This window comes from Azospirillum brasilense (genome assembly GCF_022023855.1).
Taxonomy (GTDB): Bacteria; Pseudomonadota; Alphaproteobacteria; order Azospirillales; family Azospirillaceae; genus Azospirillum; species Azospirillum brasilense_F.
In genome coordinates this window covers 544654-562199 of sequence record NZ_CP059449.1, presented here as the reverse complement: position 1 = coordinate 562199, position 17546 = coordinate 544654, and the positions used below count along the sequence as shown (strand labels likewise).

Annotated in this window: 13 protein-coding genes and 2 pseudogenes; 6 read left to right on the top strand and 9 right to left on the bottom strand. The window is 68.6% G+C overall.

Annotated features, from left to right (window positions below; all coding sequences use genetic code 11):
- Nucleotides 1-99 precede the first annotated feature (99 nt).
- From H1Q64_RS02635 to H1Q64_RS02625, 3 genes are all read left to right on the top strand, one after another.
- Nucleotides 100-1488, top strand: a complete 1389-nt coding sequence (locus H1Q64_RS02635) for a leucyl aminopeptidase family protein (RefSeq protein ID WP_237904261.1) — start codon at nucleotides 100-102, stop codon at nucleotides 1486-1488.
- Between the two features lie 143 nt (nucleotides 1489-1631).
- Entirely contained in the window at nucleotides 1632-2654 is a 1023-nt protein-coding gene (fliG, locus tag H1Q64_RS02630; RefSeq protein WP_014239388.1) for a flagellar motor switch protein FliG, read from the top strand.
- Between the two features lie 186 nt (nucleotides 2655-2840).
- The gene (locus H1Q64_RS02625) at nucleotides 2841-3281 is read left to right on the top strand and encodes a MarR family transcriptional regulator (RefSeq protein ID WP_237904260.1); all 441 of its coding nucleotides are present in this window, start codon (nucleotides 2841-2843) and stop codon (nucleotides 3279-3281) included.
- 13 nt (nucleotides 3282-3294) lie between these two features.
- Here the strand turns inward: H1Q64_RS02625 and H1Q64_RS02620 are convergent, their stop codons facing one another.
- Nucleotides 3295-4221 (bottom strand): 2-hydroxyacid dehydrogenase, encoded by a 927-nt coding sequence (locus H1Q64_RS02620; RefSeq protein ID WP_237904259.1) that lies wholly within the window; start codon nucleotides 4219-4221, stop codon nucleotides 3295-3297.
- Nucleotides 4222-4276: 55 nt separating this feature from the next.
- Here H1Q64_RS02620 and H1Q64_RS02615 point away from each other — a divergent pair, with 55 nt between their 5' ends.
- The gene (locus H1Q64_RS02615) at nucleotides 4277-4903 is read left to right on the top strand and encodes a pseudouridine synthase (RefSeq protein ID WP_237904258.1); all 627 of its coding nucleotides are present in this window, start codon (nucleotides 4277-4279) and stop codon (nucleotides 4901-4903) included.
- Nucleotides 4904-5039: 136 nt separating this feature from the next.
- Here H1Q64_RS02615 and H1Q64_RS02610 read toward each other — a convergent pair.
- The 5 genes and pseudogenes from H1Q64_RS02610 to H1Q64_RS02590 form a co-directional block, all read right to left on the bottom strand.
- Nucleotides 5040-6676 (bottom strand): annotated as a pseudogene (locus tag H1Q64_RS02610) (ABC transporter ATP-binding protein).
- A gap of 49 nt (nucleotides 6677-6725) precedes the next feature.
- A pseudogene (locus H1Q64_RS02605) lies at nucleotides 6726-7840 on the bottom strand (ABC transporter permease).
- 161 nt (nucleotides 7841-8001) lie between these two features.
- Complete coding sequence (locus tag H1Q64_RS02600; RefSeq protein WP_038526163.1) at nucleotides 8002-9111, bottom strand: microcin C ABC transporter permease YejB; 1110 nt, start codon at nucleotides 9109-9111, stop codon at nucleotides 8002-8004.
- A 32-nt stretch (nucleotides 9112-9143) separates the two neighbouring features.
- Nucleotides 9144-11015: an extracellular solute-binding protein gene (locus H1Q64_RS02595; protein ID WP_237904257.1), complete on the bottom strand. Its 1872-nt coding sequence runs from the start codon at nucleotides 11013-11015 to the stop codon at nucleotides 9144-9146.
- A gap of 93 nt (nucleotides 11016-11108) precedes the next feature.
- Nucleotides 11109-12908, bottom strand: coding sequence for an extracellular solute-binding protein (locus tag H1Q64_RS02590; protein ID WP_237904256.1), 1800 nt, complete (start codon nucleotides 12906-12908; stop codon nucleotides 11109-11111).
- A gap of 217 nt (nucleotides 12909-13125) precedes the next feature.
- On the opposite strand from H1Q64_RS02590, the gene aqpZ reads away from it, so the two are divergent.
- A complete protein-coding gene (gene aqpZ / locus H1Q64_RS02585) occupies nucleotides 13126-13866 on the top strand; it encodes an aquaporin Z (protein WP_119510096.1) in 741 nt (246 codons plus the stop codon).
- 266 nt (nucleotides 13867-14132) lie between these two features.
- Here aqpZ and H1Q64_RS02580 read toward each other — a convergent pair whose 3' ends face one another.
- Nucleotides 14133-14660 carry a hypothetical protein gene (locus tag H1Q64_RS02580; protein WP_237904255.1) on the bottom strand — a complete coding sequence of 176 codons (528 nt, stop codon included), beginning with the start codon at nucleotides 14658-14660 and terminating at the stop codon, nucleotides 14133-14135.
- Nucleotides 14661-14678: 18 nt separating this feature from the next.
- Nucleotides 14679-15461: a histidinol-phosphatase gene (gene hisN / locus H1Q64_RS02575; protein WP_237904254.1), complete on the bottom strand. Its 783-nt coding sequence runs from the start codon at nucleotides 15459-15461 to the stop codon at nucleotides 14679-14681.
- A 141-nt stretch (nucleotides 15462-15602) separates the two neighbouring features.
- Here hisN and nudC point away from each other — a divergent pair, with 141 nt between their 5' ends.
- Entirely contained in the window at nucleotides 15603-16532 is a 930-nt protein-coding gene (gene nudC / locus H1Q64_RS02570) for an NAD(+) diphosphatase (RefSeq protein ID WP_237904253.1), read from the top strand.
- Between the two features lie 127 nt (nucleotides 16533-16659).
- On the opposite strand, the gene H1Q64_RS02565 is transcribed toward nudC, so the two are convergent.
- On the bottom strand, nucleotides 16660-17544 hold the full coding sequence (locus H1Q64_RS02565; protein WP_200485050.1) for a prephenate dehydratase: 885 nt from the start codon (nucleotides 17542-17544) through the stop codon (nucleotides 16660-16662).
- Nucleotides 17545-17546 lie beyond the last annotated feature (2 nt).

Sequence of the window (17546 nt, the reverse complement as noted above, 5' to 3'; positions counted from 1 at the left end):
ACCTTGCGGCAAGCCGGCACGCAATCCCCCTTTTCAGGGGCGCCCCGGCGCGCCATGCTTTCCATCACTGTTTCCGTTTCCTGACGAAGGACGCCCGCCTTGCTCGCTACCCTGCTCGCCACGGCCGGCCCCGGCACCGTGACCATCACCCCGCTGAACAAGGCCGGCCTCGCCACATGGCTGGAAGGCCAGCCGCCCGCCACCGCGGCCTGGGTGAAGGCCGTGAACTTCACGGCGGAAGCCGGTTCCACCGCGTTCCTGCCAGGGGAGGGCGGGGCGGTCGCCCGCGTGCTGGCCGGCGTGTCGGCGCTGGATGACCTGTGGGGCCTCGCCGGGCTGCCCGCTGGCCTGCCGCCGGGGAACTACCAGCTGGACGAGGCGGTGGACGCCGCGCTCGACCGCCGCGCCGCCACCCGTCTGGCGCTGGGCTGGGCGCTCGGCAGCTACCGCTTCGGGCGTTACAAGGCATCGGAGAAGTCCTTCGCCAACCTCGTCTGGCCGAAGCACGCCGACCAGGGCGAGGTGCAGCGCACCGCCACCGCGACCTATTTGCTGCGCGACCTCGTGAACACGCCGGCCAACGACCTCGGCCCGGCGGAGTTGGCCGCTGCCGCCGCCGCGCTGGCGTCGGAGTTCGAGGCGGGGCTGGACGTCATCGTCGGCGACGGGCTGCTCGACCGCGACTATCCGGCCATCCACGCGGTGGGTCGGGCCAGCCCGCGCGCGCCGCGGCTGATCGACCTGCGCTGGGGCAACCCGACGCACCCGAAAGTGACCATCGTCGGCAAGGGCGTCTGCTTCGACAGCGGCGGCCTGGACATCAAACCGTCGTCGGGCATGCTGCTGATGAAGAAGGACATGGGCGGGGCGGCGCACGCGCTGGCGCTGGGCCGCATGGTGATGATGGCGGGGTTGCCGGTGCGGCTGCGCGTTCTGATCCCGGCGGTGGAGAACGTGATCTCCGGCAACGCCTTCAAGCCGATGGACGTGCTGAAGACGCGCAAGGGCTTGAGCGTGGAGGTCGGCAACACCGACGCCGAGGGCCGGCTGATCCTGTGCGACGCGCTGGCCGAGGCGGATTCGGAGAAGCCCGCCCTGCTGATCGACTTCGCCACCCTGACCGGGGCCGCCCGCGTCGCGCTGGGGCCGGACCTGCCGGCGCTGTTCGCCAACGACGACGCCCTCGCCAACGACCTGCTGGCCGCCGGCGAGGAGCAGAGCGACCCGCTGTGGCGCCTGCCGCTGTGGGCGCCCTACCGCAAGGGGCTGGACAGCAAGGTGGCCGACCTCAACAACGTGACCAGCAACGGCATGGCCGGGGCGATCACCGCCGGGCTGTTCCTTCAGGAGTTCGTGTCGAAGGACACGCCCTGGGCGCATCTCGACACCTTCGCCTGGAACAGCGGCGCCCGCCCCGGACGCCCGGAAGGCGGCGAGGCGCTGGGCCTGCGCGCGGCCTATGCCGTCATCGCCAAGCGGTTCGGGTGACAGAGCGGTTCAACAAGCGGCATATGGTTAAAATTGTCACCCCCGCGGGCGTCGCGGGGGTGGCGTGCCGATTCGGAAAGGACTAAAACCTTCGGGTAGGACCGGTGGACTCGGGTGCCGGCCGGGTTTTTGGAGGCGGATACATGGCGCTGAAGGTTCGTGAGGATTATCGCACCCTCACCGGTCCGGAGAAGGCGGCCATCCTGATGCTGGCGCTGGGCGAGGAGCATTCGTCCAAGCTGTTCGCGATGATGGACGACGAGGAGATCAAGGAGCTGTCGCAGGTGATGGCGAACCTTGGCACCGTCTCCGCCAACCTGATCGAGCGCCTGTTCGTCGAATTCGCGGAGCAGATGTCGGCCACCGGCTCGCTGGTCGGCTCCTTCGACTCCACCGAACGCCTGCTGCTGAAGACGCTGCCCAAGGACAAGGTCGACTCCATCATGGAGGAGATCCGCGGTCCCGCCGGCCGCACCATGTGGGACAAGCTGGCCAACGTCAACGAATCGGTCCTGTCCAACTACCTGAAGAACGAATACCCGCAGACCGTGGCGGTGGTTCTGTCGAAGATCCGCCCGGAACACGCCGGCCGCGTGCTGACCCAGTTGCCGGAGAGCTTCGCGATGGAGGTCATCATGCGCATGCTGCGCATGGAGGCCGTGCAGAAGGAGGTTCTGGACGACGTGGAGCGCACGCTGCGCACCGAGTTCATGACCAACCTCGCCCGCACCAGCCGCCGCGACAGCCACGAGATGCTGGCGGAAATCTTCAACGGCCTGGACCGCACGACCGAGCACCGCTTCATGGCCGCCCTGGAGGAACGCAACCGCGACAGCGCCGAGCGCATCAAGTCGCTGATGTTCACCTTCGAGGACCTGTCCAAGCTCGACCCCTCCGGCGTCCAGGCCCTGCTGCGCAGCGTCGACAAGCAGAAGCTCGCCACCGCCCTGAAGGGCGCGTCGGAGACGCTGAAGGACCTGTTCTTCTCCAACATGTCCGAACGCGCGGCGAAGATCCTGCGCGAGGACATGGCCGCCATGGGGCCGGTCCGCGTCCGCGAGGTGGACGAATCCCAGATGTACATGGTCCAGCTCGCCAAGGATCTGGCCGCCCGCGGCGAAATCGTCATCTCCGAAGGCAGCGGCGAGAACGAGTTGATCTACTGAGCGGGCTACCGACGAGGAACCCCCACCCTCCCGCTTCGCGGACTTGCCCGCTCCCGCGACACCCTGACCGATCGATCCGGTTGCGAAACGCTTGCCTGTCCGGGCCGGGTTGGGGGACACTCCTTCGCCGCGCGTTCCGAATGCGGGGGCCTTCGGGGCAAGGGACGCGGCACGCGGGGGGAAAACATGGCACGGAACCTGAAAGCGCTCGGCCTGTGGCGGACGGCTCTGATCGCCAGCGTCCGGCAGGACGGGCCGGACCTGTCGGCGCGGCAGATGGCCATCATGCTCCAGGTTTATCTGACCGATCCGCCGCACACCGTGCGCGGGCTGGCGGCGGCGCTGAACATCTCCAAGCCCGCGGTGACCCGCGCGCTCGACCGGCTGTCGCTGCTCGGCTTCATCAAGCGCAAGCGCGACGTCGAGGACAAGCGCAGCGTGCTCGTCCAGCGCACCGTGAAGGGCAGCGTCTTCCTGTCCGACTTCGCCGAGCTGGTCGTCGCGGCGGGGGCCGTGGCACCGGAGGACATGGCGGTCATCCGTGCCGAGGAGGAGGTGGCCGCCTCCGCCAAAGCGCGGCTGGAGGCGCAGTTGAGCGCCTCTAATCCTGTGGCGGTGCCCGCCTGACCGGCTGCCGTTTTCAGTAGCCCTGGCTGCGGTCCACGAGGTTCGGCAGAGGGCGCCCCTCACGGAAGGCGGTGATCGCCTCGGCCACCACCGCGGCGGAGCGCGACGGGTGAGTGACGGCGGCGACGTGCGGCGTCACATGCACCTTCGGGTGCGTCCAGAAGGGATGGCCGGCGGGCAGCGGCTCCTCCGCGAACACGTCCAGGCTGGCCCCGGCGATGTGCCCGCTCTCCAGCGCCGCCAGCAGATCGTCCTCCACCAGATGGCCGCCGCGCGCGGCGTTGACAACCACCGCCCCCTTGGGCAGGGCGGCGAACAGCTTGCGGTTCAGCAGGCCGCGCGTTTCCGCCGTCAGCGGCAGCAGGCAGACCAGCAGGTTGCACTGCCCGAGCATCGCCGCCAGCCCGTCGGGTCCGGAAAAGCTCTCCACCCCCGGCAGCGTCTTCGGCGTCCGGCTCCAGCCCAGCACGCGGTAGTCCATGCTCAGCAGCGTCTTGGCCGAGGCCATGCCCAGCTCGCCCAGGCCCAGGATGCCGACGTTCACCTCCGACGCCGGGCAGGGGTCCAGCGGCTCCCACCGCCCGGCTTGCTGGAGCGCCTTGTACTCGTCGAGAAGCCGGTGCCAGCGCAGCACCTGGAGCGCCACATAGGCGGCCATGTCCACCGTCAGCCCCTCCGACACCATGCGGACCAGCGGCACCTCGGGCAGGGTCGGATCCAGCAGCAGCGATTCCACCCCGGCGCCCAGCGACACGATCAGCTTCAGGTTCGGCAGGGTGGCGAGCAGCCCGTGCGGCGGCTTCCACACCAGCGCCATCTCGATGTCTGCCGGGTCCCCCATCTCGGGCCACACCCGCACCTCCAGCCCGGGCAGGCGGGCGTCCAGCTCGCTCAGCCAGCGGTCGGAGCGGTCGGTGGTGGAGCAGAAAAGCAGCGTCACGGTGCAAACCCCTGTAATGTTGTCGTTCTTCGTCTCAAACCCGTTCGAGCCAACCGTGCCCCGTCTGATCCTGCTGAACAAGCCCTATGGCGTGCTGCCCCAGTTTACCGATGAGCAGGGGCGTCCGACGCTGGCCGACCATGTGCCGGTGAAGGGAGTCTACGCCGCCGGGCGGCTGGACCGCGACAGCGAGGGGCTGCTGGCGCTGAGCGACGACGGCGCGCTGATCGCCCGCATCGCCTCGCCCAAGCACAAGCTGCCGAAGACCTACTGGGTACAGGTGGAGGGTGTCCCGACCGAGGAGGCGTTGCAGCGCCTGTGCGACGGGGTGACGCTCAACGACGGGCCGACCCTGCCCGCCGAGGCCCGCCGGATGGAGGAGCCGGACGGCCTGTGGCCGCGCGACCCGCCCGTGCGCTTCCGCGCCGCCATCCCGACGAGTTGGATCGCCCTGACCCTGCGGGAGGGGCGGAACCGGCAGGTGCGCCGCATGACCGCCGCGGTCGGCTTCCCGACCCTGCGGCTGATCCGCTGGTCCATCGGCGACTGGACGCTGGACGGTCTGGCGCCCGGCCAATGGCGCGAGGTGACGGTGCCGGGACGGGAACAGCCGAAGGCATCGCCCGGCAACACGAAGGCGAAGCGCCCGCGGAGCCAAGGCAATCGCATTCGACCCTTATAGCCCTCTCCCCTCTGGGGAGAGGGTGGCCCGTAGGGCCGGTGAGGGGGATGGGCGTGGCGGTGCGTCCGGCAAAAGCGCAACCCCCTCACCCTAACCCTCTCCCCAGAGGGGAGAGGGGACATCGAAAGCGATTGCGCTACATCCGCACGGCGTCGGACTTGACGGCTTCCAGGTTCAGCGCGGCGGCGAGCAGAGCGCGGGTGTACTCCTCCCGCGGCTCCTCGAAGATGCGGCGGGTGGGTCCCTGCTCCACCACCTTGCCGTCCTTCATGACGATGACGTGGCTGCTGAGCGCCCGCACCACCCGCAGGTCGTGGCTGATGAAGAGGTAGGCGAGGTTGTTGCGCGCCTGGATATCGCGCAGCAGGTCGACGATCTGCGCCTGCACCGACATGTCGAGCGCGCTGGTCGGCTCGTCCAGGACGACGAATTTCGGCTTCAGCACCAGGGCGCGGGCGATGGCGATGCGCTGGCGTTGGCCGCCGGAGAACTCGTGCGGGTAGCGGTGGCGGCTGGACGGGTCGAGCCCCACCTCCTCCAGCGCCTTCGCCACCATGGCGTCGCGTTCGGCGCCGGAACCGATGCCGTGGATTGTCAGCCCCTCGCCGATGATCTGGCCGACGGACAGGCGGGGTGACAGGCTGCCGTAGGGGTCCTGGAAGACCACCTGCATCTCCCGCCGCAGCCCGCGCAGCTTCTTCGCCTGCCAGCCCTGGATGTCCTTGCCGTCGAAGCGGATCGCCCCCTCGCTGGCGTGCAGGCGCAGCAGGGCGAGGCCGAGCGTCGTCTTGCCGGACCCGGACTCGCCGACCACCCCGACCGTGTGCCCCTGCCGCACGTTGACCGACACGCCATCGACGGCGCGGACGTGGTCGACGGTGCGGCGCAGCAGGCCCTTCTTGATGGGGAACCAGACCTTGAGGTTGTCGGCGGCCATGATCTCCGGCGCGTCGGCGGGCGGGGTCAGCGGGTCGCCCTTCGGCTCCGCGGCCAGGAGCTTGCGCGTGTAAGGGGTGTTGCGGGCGGGCGAAGATGTCGGCCACCTCGGCCTGCTCGACGATCTCGCCCTGGTTCATCACGCAGACCCGGTCGGCCATCTTGCGCACCACGCCCAGATCGTGGGTGATGCAGCAGCGCCATGCCGAAGCGGCGCTGGAGGTCCTTGAGCAGCTCCAGGATCTGCGCCTGGATGGTGACGTCCAGCGCGGTGGTCGGCTCGTCGGCGATCAGCAGGTCGGGCTCGTTGGCGAGCGCCATGGCGATCATCACGCGCTGGCGCTGGCCGCCCGACAGCTCGTGCGGGTAGGCGTTCAGGCGCTTTTCCGGGTTGGGCAGCCCGACCAGCCGCAGCAGCTCCAGCGTGCGCTTGCGCGCGGCGGCGCGGGACAGGCCCTTGTGCAGGAACAGCGTCTCGTTGATCTGCCGCTCGATGCTGTGGAGCGGATTCAGCGAGGTCATCGGCTCCTGGAAGATCATGGCGATGCGGTCGCCGCGCACGTTGCGCAGCACCTTCTCCTCCGCCCCCACCAGCTCAGTACCGCGGAAGCGGATGGAGCCATGCGGGTGGCGGGCCATGGGGTAGGGGAGCAGTTGCAGGATCGACAGGGCGGTGACCGACTTGCCCGACCCGGACTCGCCGACCAGCGCCAGGGTCTCCCCCTTGGCGATGTCGAACGACACGCCCTTCACCGCGTGCATCGCCCCGCCGCCCGAGCGGAACTCGACATGGAGGTTGCGGACCTGGAGGAGATCGTCGGTCCCATTGGTCGTCATGTCGGTCATGGGCGGTTCCGCCTTCTTGGGATGGTGGTCGTGGGGGGCATCATTCCGCAGCCTTCTGCGCCACCGCGCCCGCCTCGTTGGCGGTTCCGGTGGCGGTGGAGAGCTGGCCGATGGTCTTGCGCGGATCGAAGGCGTCGCGCACCGCCTCGCCGATGAAGATCAGCAGGCTCAGCATGATCGCCAGCACGAAGAAGGCGGTCAGCCCCAGCCAGGGCGCCTGGAGGTTTGCCTTGCCCTGGGCCAGCAGTTCGCCCAGCGAGGGGGAGCCGGGGGGCAGGCCGAAGCCCAGGAAGTCGAGCGCCGTCAGGGTGGTGATCGAGCCGTTCAGGATGAAGGGCAGGAAGGTCAGCGTCGCCACCATCGCGTTGGGCAGCACGTGGCGCACCATGATCGTCGCGTCGGTGGCGCCCAACGCGCGGGCGGCGCGCACATAGTCGAAGTTGCGCGCCCGCAGGAACTCCGCCCGCACCACATGGACCAGCGAGGTCCAGGAGAACAGCAGCAGCAGCCCGAGAAGCCACCAGAAGTTCGGCGTCACCACGCTGGACAGGATGATGAGCAGGAACAGGGTGGGCAGGCCCTGCCAGATCTCGATGAAGCGCTGGAACAGCAGGTCGGTGATGCCGCCGAAATAGCCCTGGACCGCCCCCGCCATGATGCCGACGACCGAGGAGAAGGCGGTCAGTACCAGCCCGAACAACACGGAGATGCGGAAGCCGTAGATCAGCCGCGCCGTCACGTCGCGCCCCTGGTCGTCGGTGCCCAGCCAGTTGTCGGCGGACGGCGGGGCCGGGGCGGGGACCGGCAGATTGTAGTTGATGGTGCGGTAGCCGTAGGGGATCAACGGCCAGACGATCCAGCCCTTCTCCTCGATCAGCTGGCGGACATAGGGGTCGCGGTAGTCGGTCTCCGTCTCGAACTCGCCGCCGAAGGTGGTCTCCGGATAGGCGGTGAAGACGGGCCAATAGAGCGCGTTGTCGTATTTGATGAGCAACGGGCGGTCGTTGGCGATGAACTCCGCGCCCAGCGACAGGGTGAACAGCACCAGGAAGATCCAGAAGGACCAGAAGCCCCCCGCCGGTTCGCCCGGAAATTCGCCAGCCGCCGCCGGGTGAGGGGCGTGACGCGGAAGCCGAGGAAACGGTCGCCGGTCATGGGCGGTCCCCCCGACGGGCATTTGCCCTCTCCCCTCTGGGGAGAGGGGAGGGTGAGGGGGTTGCGCGTGGCGGTGCGTACGGCAAATGCGCACCCCCCCTCACCCCAACCCTCTCCCCAGAGGGGAGAGGGAGCATGCGTCGAAAGCGCAAAGCTTCCCATCACACCCTCCGCGCTTCGAAGTCGATGCGGGGATCGACGGCGACATAGGTCACGTCGCCGACGAGGTTCATGATGAGCCCCAGCAGCGTGAAGAAATAGAGCGTGCCGAACATCACCGGATAGTCGCGGTTGATCGCCGCCTCGAAGCCCAGCAGCCCCAGCCCGTCCAGCGAGAAGATCACCTCGATCAGCAACGCGCCGGTGAACAGGATGCCGATGAAGGCGCCGGGGAAGCCGGCGATGACGATCAGCATGGCGTTGCGGAAGATGTGGCCGTAGAGCACCCGCCGCTCCGCCAGCCCCTTGGCGCGGGCGGTGACGACATACTGCTTGTTGATCTCCTCCAGGAAGGAGTTCTTGGTCAGCATGGTCAGCCCGGCGAAGCCGCCGATCACCATCGACAGCACCGGCAGAACCATGTGCCACATGTAGTCGAGGATCTGTTGCCACCAGGGCAGGCTCGCCCAATTGTCCGATACCAGCCCCCTCAGCGGGAACAGGTCGAAATAGCGCCCGCCGGCGAAGACGACGATCAGCAGCACGGCGAACAGGAAGCTGGGGATGGCGTAGCCGACGATGACCACGCCGGAGGTCCAGACGTCGAAGGGCTGGCCGTCGCGCACCGCCTTGGCGATGCCCAGCGGGATCGACACCAGATAGACGATCAGCGTCGTCCAGATGCCCAGCGAGATCGACACCGGCATCTTCTCGATCACCAGATCGACGACGCTGCGGTCGCGGAAGTAGCTCTTGCCGAAGTCGAACATCAGGTAATTCGACATCATGTGGATGAAGCGCTCGTGCAGCGGCTTGTCGAAGCCGAACTCCTTCTCGAGCTGCTTGATGAATTCCGGGTCCAGCCCCTGGGCGCCGCGGTAGCGGCTGCCGGTGTCGCCGCCCTGGGCCTGCTGCGCCGCCGGGCCGCCGGTCTCGCCGCCGCCGGTGCCGCCGATGCGGGCGGTCGCCTCCACCGCGGTGCCCTGGACGCGGGCGATCATTTGCTCGATGGGACCGCCGGGGGCGATCTGCACGATCAGGAAGTTGATGACCATGATCCCGAACAGGGTCGGGATGATCAGCAGCAGACGGCGGATGATGTAGGCCAGCATCGCGCGGGTTCGCCTTTCCTAGTCCAACCGTCTCAGGGAGCCGCGCGGCGGGCCGTATTGGCGAGCTTCGCGTTCTTGTCGGGATCGACCCACCAGGTGTCGGTGAAGGCCAAGCCGTATTTGGGCGCAACCGCCGGATGGGAGAAACGGTTCCAATAGGCGACGCGCCGCACGTCGTCGTGCCATTGCGGGATGACGTACCAGCCCCACAGCAGCACGCGGTCGAGCGCGCGGGTCGCCGTGATCAGGCTCTCGCGGTCGGGGGCCTGGATCACCCGGTCGATCAGCGCGTCCACCACCGGGTCCTTGATGCCGGCCAGATTGCGGCTGCCCGGCTGGTCGGCGCGGGCCGCCTGCCAGTAGTCGCGCTGCTCGTTGCCAGGCGAGGTCGATTGCAGGATGCGCTGGATGACCATGTCGAAATCGTAGCGGTCGATCCGGTTCTGGTACTGGGCGGTGTCCACCACGCGGATGGCCGCCTCGATCCCGGCGCGCTCCAGGTTGCGGACGAAGGGCTGGACGATGCGGTCCATGTCCGGCTGCACCAGCAGGATCTCGAAGCGCATCGGCTTGCCGGTCTTCGCGTTGAGCAGCTTGTTGCCCTTCAACTCCCACCCGGCCTCCTTGAGCAAGGACAGCGCCGTGCGCAGGTTCGGGCGGATGTTGCCGGACCCGTCGGTCTGTGGCGGCTCGAAGGGCTTGGTGAAGACCTCCTCCGGCACCTTGCCGCGGAAGGGCTCCAGCAGTTTCAACTCCTCCGGCGAGGGCAGGCCGGTGGAGGCCAGTTCGGAGTTGGAGAAGAAGCTCTTGGTGCGCTGGAACAACCCGTAGGACAGGTTCGCCCGCGTCCATTCGTAGTCGAACAGGTAATTCAGCGCCTCGCGCACCTTGCGGTCGGCGAAGACCGGGCGGCGGCTGTTGAAGACGAAGGCCTGCATGCCCTGCGGGTCCTGGTGCCTGATCTCCTCGCGGACGATGTGGCCGTCGCGGACCGCGGGCACGTCGTACCCGGTCACCCAGTTCTTCGACGAATGCTCCACCCGGAAATCGATGGCCCCGGCTTTGAAGGCTTCGAACACCACGTCGAGGTCGCGGTAATAGTCGAAGCGGATGCGGTCGAAGTTGTAGCGCCCGCGGTTGACCGGCAGGTCCTTGGCCCACCAGTCCGTCACCCGCTCGAAGACGAGGGAGCGGCCGGGCTGCACCTCGACGATCCGGTAGGGGCCGCTGCCGACGATGGGGTCCAGCGTGGTGCTGGCGAAGTCGCGCACCCCGGAGCCGTTTCCTTCGAACACATGCTTCGGCAGCACCGGCAACTGGCCCATGATGACCGGCAGCTCGGGGTTGCCGCCGTCCCGGAAGGTGAAGGTGACCGCGCGCTCGCCCGTCTTCTCGGCCTTCACCACGTCGGCGTAGTAGGTGCGGTAGAGCGGGTGGCCCTTGTCGCGCAGCGTCTCGAAGCTCCACACCACGTCCTCGGCGGTCACCGGGGCGCCGTCGTGGAAGCGCGCCTGCGGGCGCAGCGTGAAGCGCACCCAGCTCCGGTCCTCGGCGACGGTGATGGTCTCGGCGAGCAGCCCGTAGCGGGTCAGCACCTCGTCCCCGCTCTCCACCGTCAGCGTGTCGAAGGGCAGGCTGGCCCCGGCGGCGGTCGACCCGCGCAAGATGAAGGGGTTCAGGCTGTCGAAGCTGCCGTAAGTCGCCAGCTTGATTTCGCCGCCTTTGGGGGCGTCGGGGTTGACATAGTCGAAGTGCTGGAAATCCGGCCCGTATTTGGGCGTCCCATGGGCCGTGACGGCGTGCCCCGCGGTTTCCGGGCTGGTCTGCGCGCAGGCCGTGGCGAAGGGTTCCGCCAGATACAGGCACATGACCGCGGCCAGGATCGCTTTACCGGTCTTCCTCATGCCCCTCTCGGTCCTTTTTGTTTCCGGTAAGGTAGGGTCTCCCTTGTGGCACAATCAAGGCGGAGCCTCGGCTTTAAGGGGCTAAACAGGCGATCAGGGCTTCACCCACCACGCCTCGGGGAAGCCGCTGTTGCGGAAGCCCAGATCGTATTTCGGCGTCTTCTCCGGGAAGCCGAGCGTCGTCCGGTGGGCGATCCAGTTGTCCGGGTTGTACCAGTGCGGCACCATGTAGAAGCCCCACAGCAGCACACGGTCGAGCGCGCGGGTCGCCGCCTGGACCGACGCCAGATCCTTCGCCGCCAGCGCCTTTTCGATCATCGCGTCGGCCGCCGGTTCCTTGATGCCGGCGTAGTTGGCCGATCCCCGGACGTCCGCGGCGGCGGAGCCGAAATAGCTGCGCAGTTCGGTTCCCGGCGGGGTGAAGAAGTTGAAGTTCGCCACCACCACGTCGAAGTCGAACTCGTCGGTGCGCGCCTGGAACTGGGCGGTATCGACCACCCGCAGGACCGCGTCGATGCCCGCCTTGCGCAGCGCCTCCACATAGGGCTGGATCACGCGGGTCAGCGCGCCGGTGCCGTCGAGGAACTCGATGCTCAGCACCTCGCCGGTCCTGGCGCTGGTCATCCGGCCGTTCTTCAGCTCCCACCCGGCCTCGCGGAACAGGCGCATGGCCTCGCGCAGGTTGTTGCGGTTGTTGCCGCTGCCGTCGGTCTTCGGCGGCTCGAAGGGGGTGGTGAAGACCCGCTCTGGCAATTGGGCGCGGAATGGCTCCAGCAGGGCCAGCTCCTCCGGCGTCGGCGGCCCCTTGGCGCCGAAGTCGGAGTTGGGGAAGTTGGAGGTGGTGCGGAGATACTGACCGTACAGGATGTTCTTCTGAATCCATTCGAAGTCGAACAGATAGCCCAGCGCCTCGCGCACCCGCGGGTCGGCGAACTTGGCGCGGCGGGTGTTCAAGCGGAAGCCCTGGGCGCCCAGCGGCAGGTCGCTCTTCACCTCCACGCGGTTCACCCGGCCGTCCTTTGCCGCGGGGAAGTCGTAGCCGGTGGTCCAGCGCTGCGCCCGATGCTCGGTGCGGAAGTCGTAGGCGCCGGCCTTGAAGGCCTCGAACATCACGTCGTCGTCGCGGTAGTAATCGACCTTGACCGTGTCGAAGTTGTAGAAGCCGCGCGCCGTCGGCAGGTCGCGGCCCCACCAGTCAGCCACCCGCTCGTAGGTGATGGAGCGGCCCGGATCGACGGCCTTGATGCGGTAGGGGCCGCTGCCCAGCACCGGCTCCAACGTCGTCTTGGAGATGTCACGTCCGTTGGCGGTCCACCAGTGCTCGGGCTGGGGGGCGATGCTGGTGGCGAAGTCGATGATCGGCTTCATCTCCCCGGTGGTCTTCAGGGTGATCTTCAGCCGGTGCTCGTCCAGCGCCTCCACCGCGGCGACGCGGTCGAGGAAGGATTTCAGGAAGGGGTTGCCGTGCGCCTGGATGGAGTCCCAGGCGAAGACCACGTCGCCGGCGGTGACCGGCACGCCGTCGTGCCAGCGCGCCTCCCGGCGCAGGTGGAAGACGGCCCAGCCCTTGTCGTCGGGCAATTCCACCGACCCCGCCAGCGACCCGTAGGCCGCGTCCATCTCCCAGCCGGAGCCGACCATCAGCGAATCGGCGATCAGCCCCAGCGTGCGCGGGGTGACGCCGCGCAGGATGATCGGGTTCAGGCTGTCGAAGCTGCCCTGCGCAGCCAGGGTGATCTGTCCGCCCTTGGGGGCCTCCGGGTTGGCGTGCGGGAAATGGGCGAAGCCCGGCTTGAACTCCGGCTCGCCGAACTGCTTCAGGGCGGAGACGGTGACTGTCTGCGCCTGGGTCCCGTTCGCCTGGATTGGCGCCGTCAGCGCAAGGAGAGCCAAGAAAGCGGTCGTCCGGGCGGCAGCGAGAGCTCGGCGCATCGTCGGTCCTGATGTGGTTGGGCCTGAGATGATAAGGCGGATCAGCCCTAGCATGTACGCGCCTTGCGGCGCGTCAAGTCCGCGTACGCAACGGTATCTTACGCCCGTCCGCTGGCGCAGGCCCGTCCGGGGGCGCAAAAAAAAGGCGGAAATGCGGCAAGCCCGACGAGGTGGTGACATGTCGATGTTCCGGCGCACGAGCGCGGAGTTTCTCGGCACCTTCTGGCTGGTTTTCGGTGGCTGCGGCAGCGCCGTGCTGTCCGCCGCCTTCCCGGAGGTCGGGATCGGGCTGACCGGCGTGTCCCTGGCCTTCGGGCTGACGGTGCTGACCATGGCCTATTCGGTCGGCCACATCTCCGGCTGCCACCTGAACCCGGCGGTCACGGTGGGGCTGTGGGCGGGCGGGCGCTTTCCGGCCAAGGACATCCTGCCCTACGTCATCGCGCAGGTGGTCGGCGCCTTCCTGGCGGCGCTGGTGCTGTACGTCATCGCCACCGGCAAGGCCGACTGGTCGCTGGCCGCCAAGGGGCTGGCCGCCAACGGGTACGGGGAGCATTCTCCGGGCGCGTACAACCTCACCTCCGGCCTGTTGATCGAGGTGGTGCTGACCTTCATGTTCCTGATCGTGATCCTGGGCTCCACCGACCGGCGGGCGCCCGCGGGCTTCGCGCCGCTGGCCATCGGTCTGGCGCTGACGCTGATCCATCTCATCAGCATCCCGGTCACCAACACCTCGGTGAACCCGGCGCGCAGCACGGGGCCGGCTCTGGTCGTCGGCGGCTGGGCGCTGCAGCAGCTGTGGGCCTTCTGGGTGGCGCCACTGGTCGGCGGATTGCTCGGCGGGCTGGCCTACCGCGCGCTGGCCGAGGAGATGCCGCCAAAACCGGCCATCACCGGCGAGGCCCGGCCATCTACCTAAGTCCTTTCTGACCCTTTCCCTTCGGGTCCCTCCCGACTCAGCGGACCGTGCCCCTCCGGCGCGGTCCGTTTTTTATGGGAATGTTCGCCCCCACCCGGCCCCATCCGGTGGAAGTCACGGCCTTGTCGCGGGAACTTCGCGGGCGTCAACGGTTATTCTGAGCACCCGTTGACGCACAGGGAGTATATCATGCGGCAGTTCGACCCCGATTCCAACCCGATGACCGACGAGGATTACGGCATCGTCCTTGGCCTGTTCATCGGCATCTACCTGGGGCTGCTGGCCGTCTCGCTGCTGCCCTGACCGGCGCGGGCCTTCTTCCAGTGGTCGGCCATGCGCTCCATGAGCTGACGGTAGCGGCGGTCGGACCGCATCATCCGGCGCACCGCCTTGCCGTTGCGCGGGTCGGCCAGCATCCATTCCTCCGCGGCCATCTGGTGCTCCGGGTGGATGGACAGCATGTAGATCGCCGCCTGCTCCGGCTGCGTCACAGCCTCCTCCTTCAGCCCCTCCAGGATCGCGCCGACATAGAGCGGCAGGACGTTGCGGAAGTCCTCCGGTCCGGTGCCGTCCTGGCTGGAGACGTCGTCTCCAGCGCCCATCAGGGCGCGGCGCTCCTCCGCCGGCAGGGCGAAGAAGGCGTCCAGCCCCAGCAGCAGGTCGCAGACCGTCTTCTTGCGGACCATCCAGTTCGCCCCGCCCGACACCCGGCCGGCCAGCGAGTGCAGGAAGGGGCGCAGCTTCTCCGGCGAGGTCTCGAAGACGGAGCGGGCGGGGGTGGCTATGGTGGCCATGGGCGTGGTCCTCCTGTCTCAGCCGGCCAGGGCGGCCAGCGTCTCGCGGTGGGTGCGGGCGTCGCCCGCGGCGACCACGCGCCCGCTGGAGGTGGCGTCGAGCGGCCGGCCGTCCCAATCGGTCATCAGCCCGCCGGCCCCGGTTACCACCGGCACCAGCGCCGCGAAGTCGTACAGTTTCAGCCCCGATTCGACGACGAGGTCGTAATAGCCCGCCGCCAGCAGGCCGTAGCTGTAGCAGTCGCCGCCATAGACGGACACCTTGGCCGCTTCCGCCACCCGGCGGAAGGCGTCCTGGTCCGCTCCGGGGAACAGGTCGGGCGAGGTGGTCCCCAGGGTCGCCGCGGCCAGCCCCCCGGCGCAGGCGCGCACGTGGGCCGGCTGGCCGTTGAACAGGGTCGGGCGCCCCTCGACGCCCAGCCAGCGGTCCCGGACGATGGGCTGGTCGATGACCCCCAGGACCGGGCGGCCGCGGTGCAGCAGGGCGATCAACGTGCCGAAGATCGGGCGGCCGGTGATGAAGGACTTGGTGCCGTCGATGGGGTCGATCACCCACACCCATTCGGCGTCCAGGTTCTTGGTCCCGAACTCCTCGCCATAGATGCCGTCGTCGGGGCGTTCGGCCTCGATGATGGCGCGGATGGTCCGCTCCGCCTCGCGGTCGGCGATGGTGACGGGGGAGGCGTCGGCCTTGTCGTCGACCGCCACCGGCGTGCGGAAATACTGGCGGATGACCGGGCCGGAGGCGTCGGCCAGACGCTCCGCCAGGGTCACCAGGGGGGTGGGGCAGGGTTCGGTCATGGTCGCTCCGCCGGATCGCGCGTGGTGGGAAGAGGGCGGCATCCTAATCGGGCGTTCCGTCGGCGCAAACCATCAATGAAGGAGGAGGGTTGCGCGGGACGCCGCTTCCCCGTTCCGCGGGCTTGTGGCAGCCTCTTCGCCATGCACGACCGCTCCTCCCCACCCGACCGCCCGAACGCCTACGCTGGCATCCCGCTTGACCGAGCCGCGGTGCGCCGCAAGGACAAGGACTGGCTGAGAGACGCCTGGGCCTCGCCGAACGCGCGCCTGCTGCCCGTGGCGAAATCGCGCAACTTCGTGACCGGCGACGCCGACTCGGCTCGCGCGGTCGCGGTCGCTTGCGGTGGTGACTGGGGGGTGGAGCCGGTGTTCCTCGGCCTGCTCGATGGCGTGCCGCACTTCACCGTGGACCTGACCGGTCTGGAAGCGCCGGAGGAGCATCCGGCCCTGGCCGGGCTCGGCCGCTTCGAGGACCTGCGCGCCGTGGGGCCGGTGATGGAGGCGACGGAGGCCGGGATGTGCGCCTACGCCCGCGGCATCACCTGGTGGAACGCCCGGCACCGCTTCTGCGGAGTCTGCGGCTCCGTCGCGGCGGGTGCCGAGGGCGGGCATGTGCGCGTCTGCACCAACCCGGACTGCGCCACCCACCATTTCCCACGCACCGACCCGGCGGTGATCATGCTGGTCCATGACGGAGCCGGGCGGATGGTGCTGGGCCGCAACTCCCGCTTCCCGCCGGGCATGCATTCGGTGCTTGCCGGCTTCGTCGAGCCGGGCGAAAGCCTGGAGGACAGCGTGAGGCGCGAGGTGCTGGAGGAGGTGGGGCTGGAGGTCACCGACATCCGCTACCACTCGTCCCAGCCCTGGCCCTTCCCGTCCTCGCTGATGCTGGGCTTCAGCGCGCGGGCGGTGACGCTGGACATCCAGACGGACCTGGAGGAGCTGGAGACGGCCCATTGGTTCGACCGCGAGTTTCTGCGGACCTTCACCCCCAGCGAGGAATTCCGTCTCGCCCGCCCCGACAGCATCGCCCGCCGCCTGATCGACGAGTGGATCGCCGAGGGGGAGTGAGGGCGTCGCATCGCGTGCCCCCTCGGTCATTGCCCCCTCCCTAACCCTCCCCCGCTGCGCAGGGGAGGGAAGGGGCCCGCGGCGAAGCCGTAGGAAGGGTGGGAGCAAGCGCCGCTCGCCCCTTTCCTCAATCCTCGCCGATGCGCTGGCTTTCCTGATAGCGGAAGGGGTTGGCGGGGTAGACGCCCAGGATCTTCACCTCGCCGGCGCGGGCGAAGAAGGCCAGCTCCTCCAGCGCCAGACGCAGGGAGCGCTCTTCCGGATGGCCCTCCACGTCGGCGTAGAACTGGGTCTGGGTGAAATGCCCGCCGACCATGTAGCTTTCCAGCTTCGTCATGTTGATGCCGTTGGTGGCGAAGCCGCCCAGCGCCTTGTAGAGGGCCGCCGGCACGCTGCGCACGCGGAAGACGAAGGTGGTGATGATCTTGGCCCCGGTCCCTTCGGTGGGCAGCGGCGGGGTCTTCGGCTCGCGGGACAGGATCAGGAAGCGGGTGGTGTTGTGTTCCGCGTCCTCGATGCCGCCCTTCAGGATGTCCAGGCCGTAGATCTCCGCCGCCAGCGAGGAGGCGATGGCGGCGTGCTGCGGGTCGCCCAGCTTGGCGATCTCGGCGGCGGCGCCCGCGGTGTCGGCGTGGGAGATCGCCGTCAGCCCCAGCTCCCGCGTCATGTTGCGGCACTGGGACAGCGCCTGGATGTGGCTGCGCACCGTCTTCAGCCCGGCCAGCGTCGCGCCCTTCGGGGCGAGGAGCTGGTGGTTCACCCGCTGGAAATGCTCGCCGATGATGTGCAGGCCGCCTTCGGGCAGCAGATGGTGGTTGTCGGCCACGCGCCCGGCGATGGAGTTCTCCACCGGGATCATGGCGAGCGCCGCGCGCCCCTCGCGCACCGCGGCGAAGGCGTCCTCGAACGTGGCGCAGGGCAGCGTCGTCATGTCCGGAAAGACCGTCCGGCAGGACAGGTCCGAATAGGCGCCGGGCAGGCCCTGGAAGGCGATCACGTTCGAGGTCGTCATCG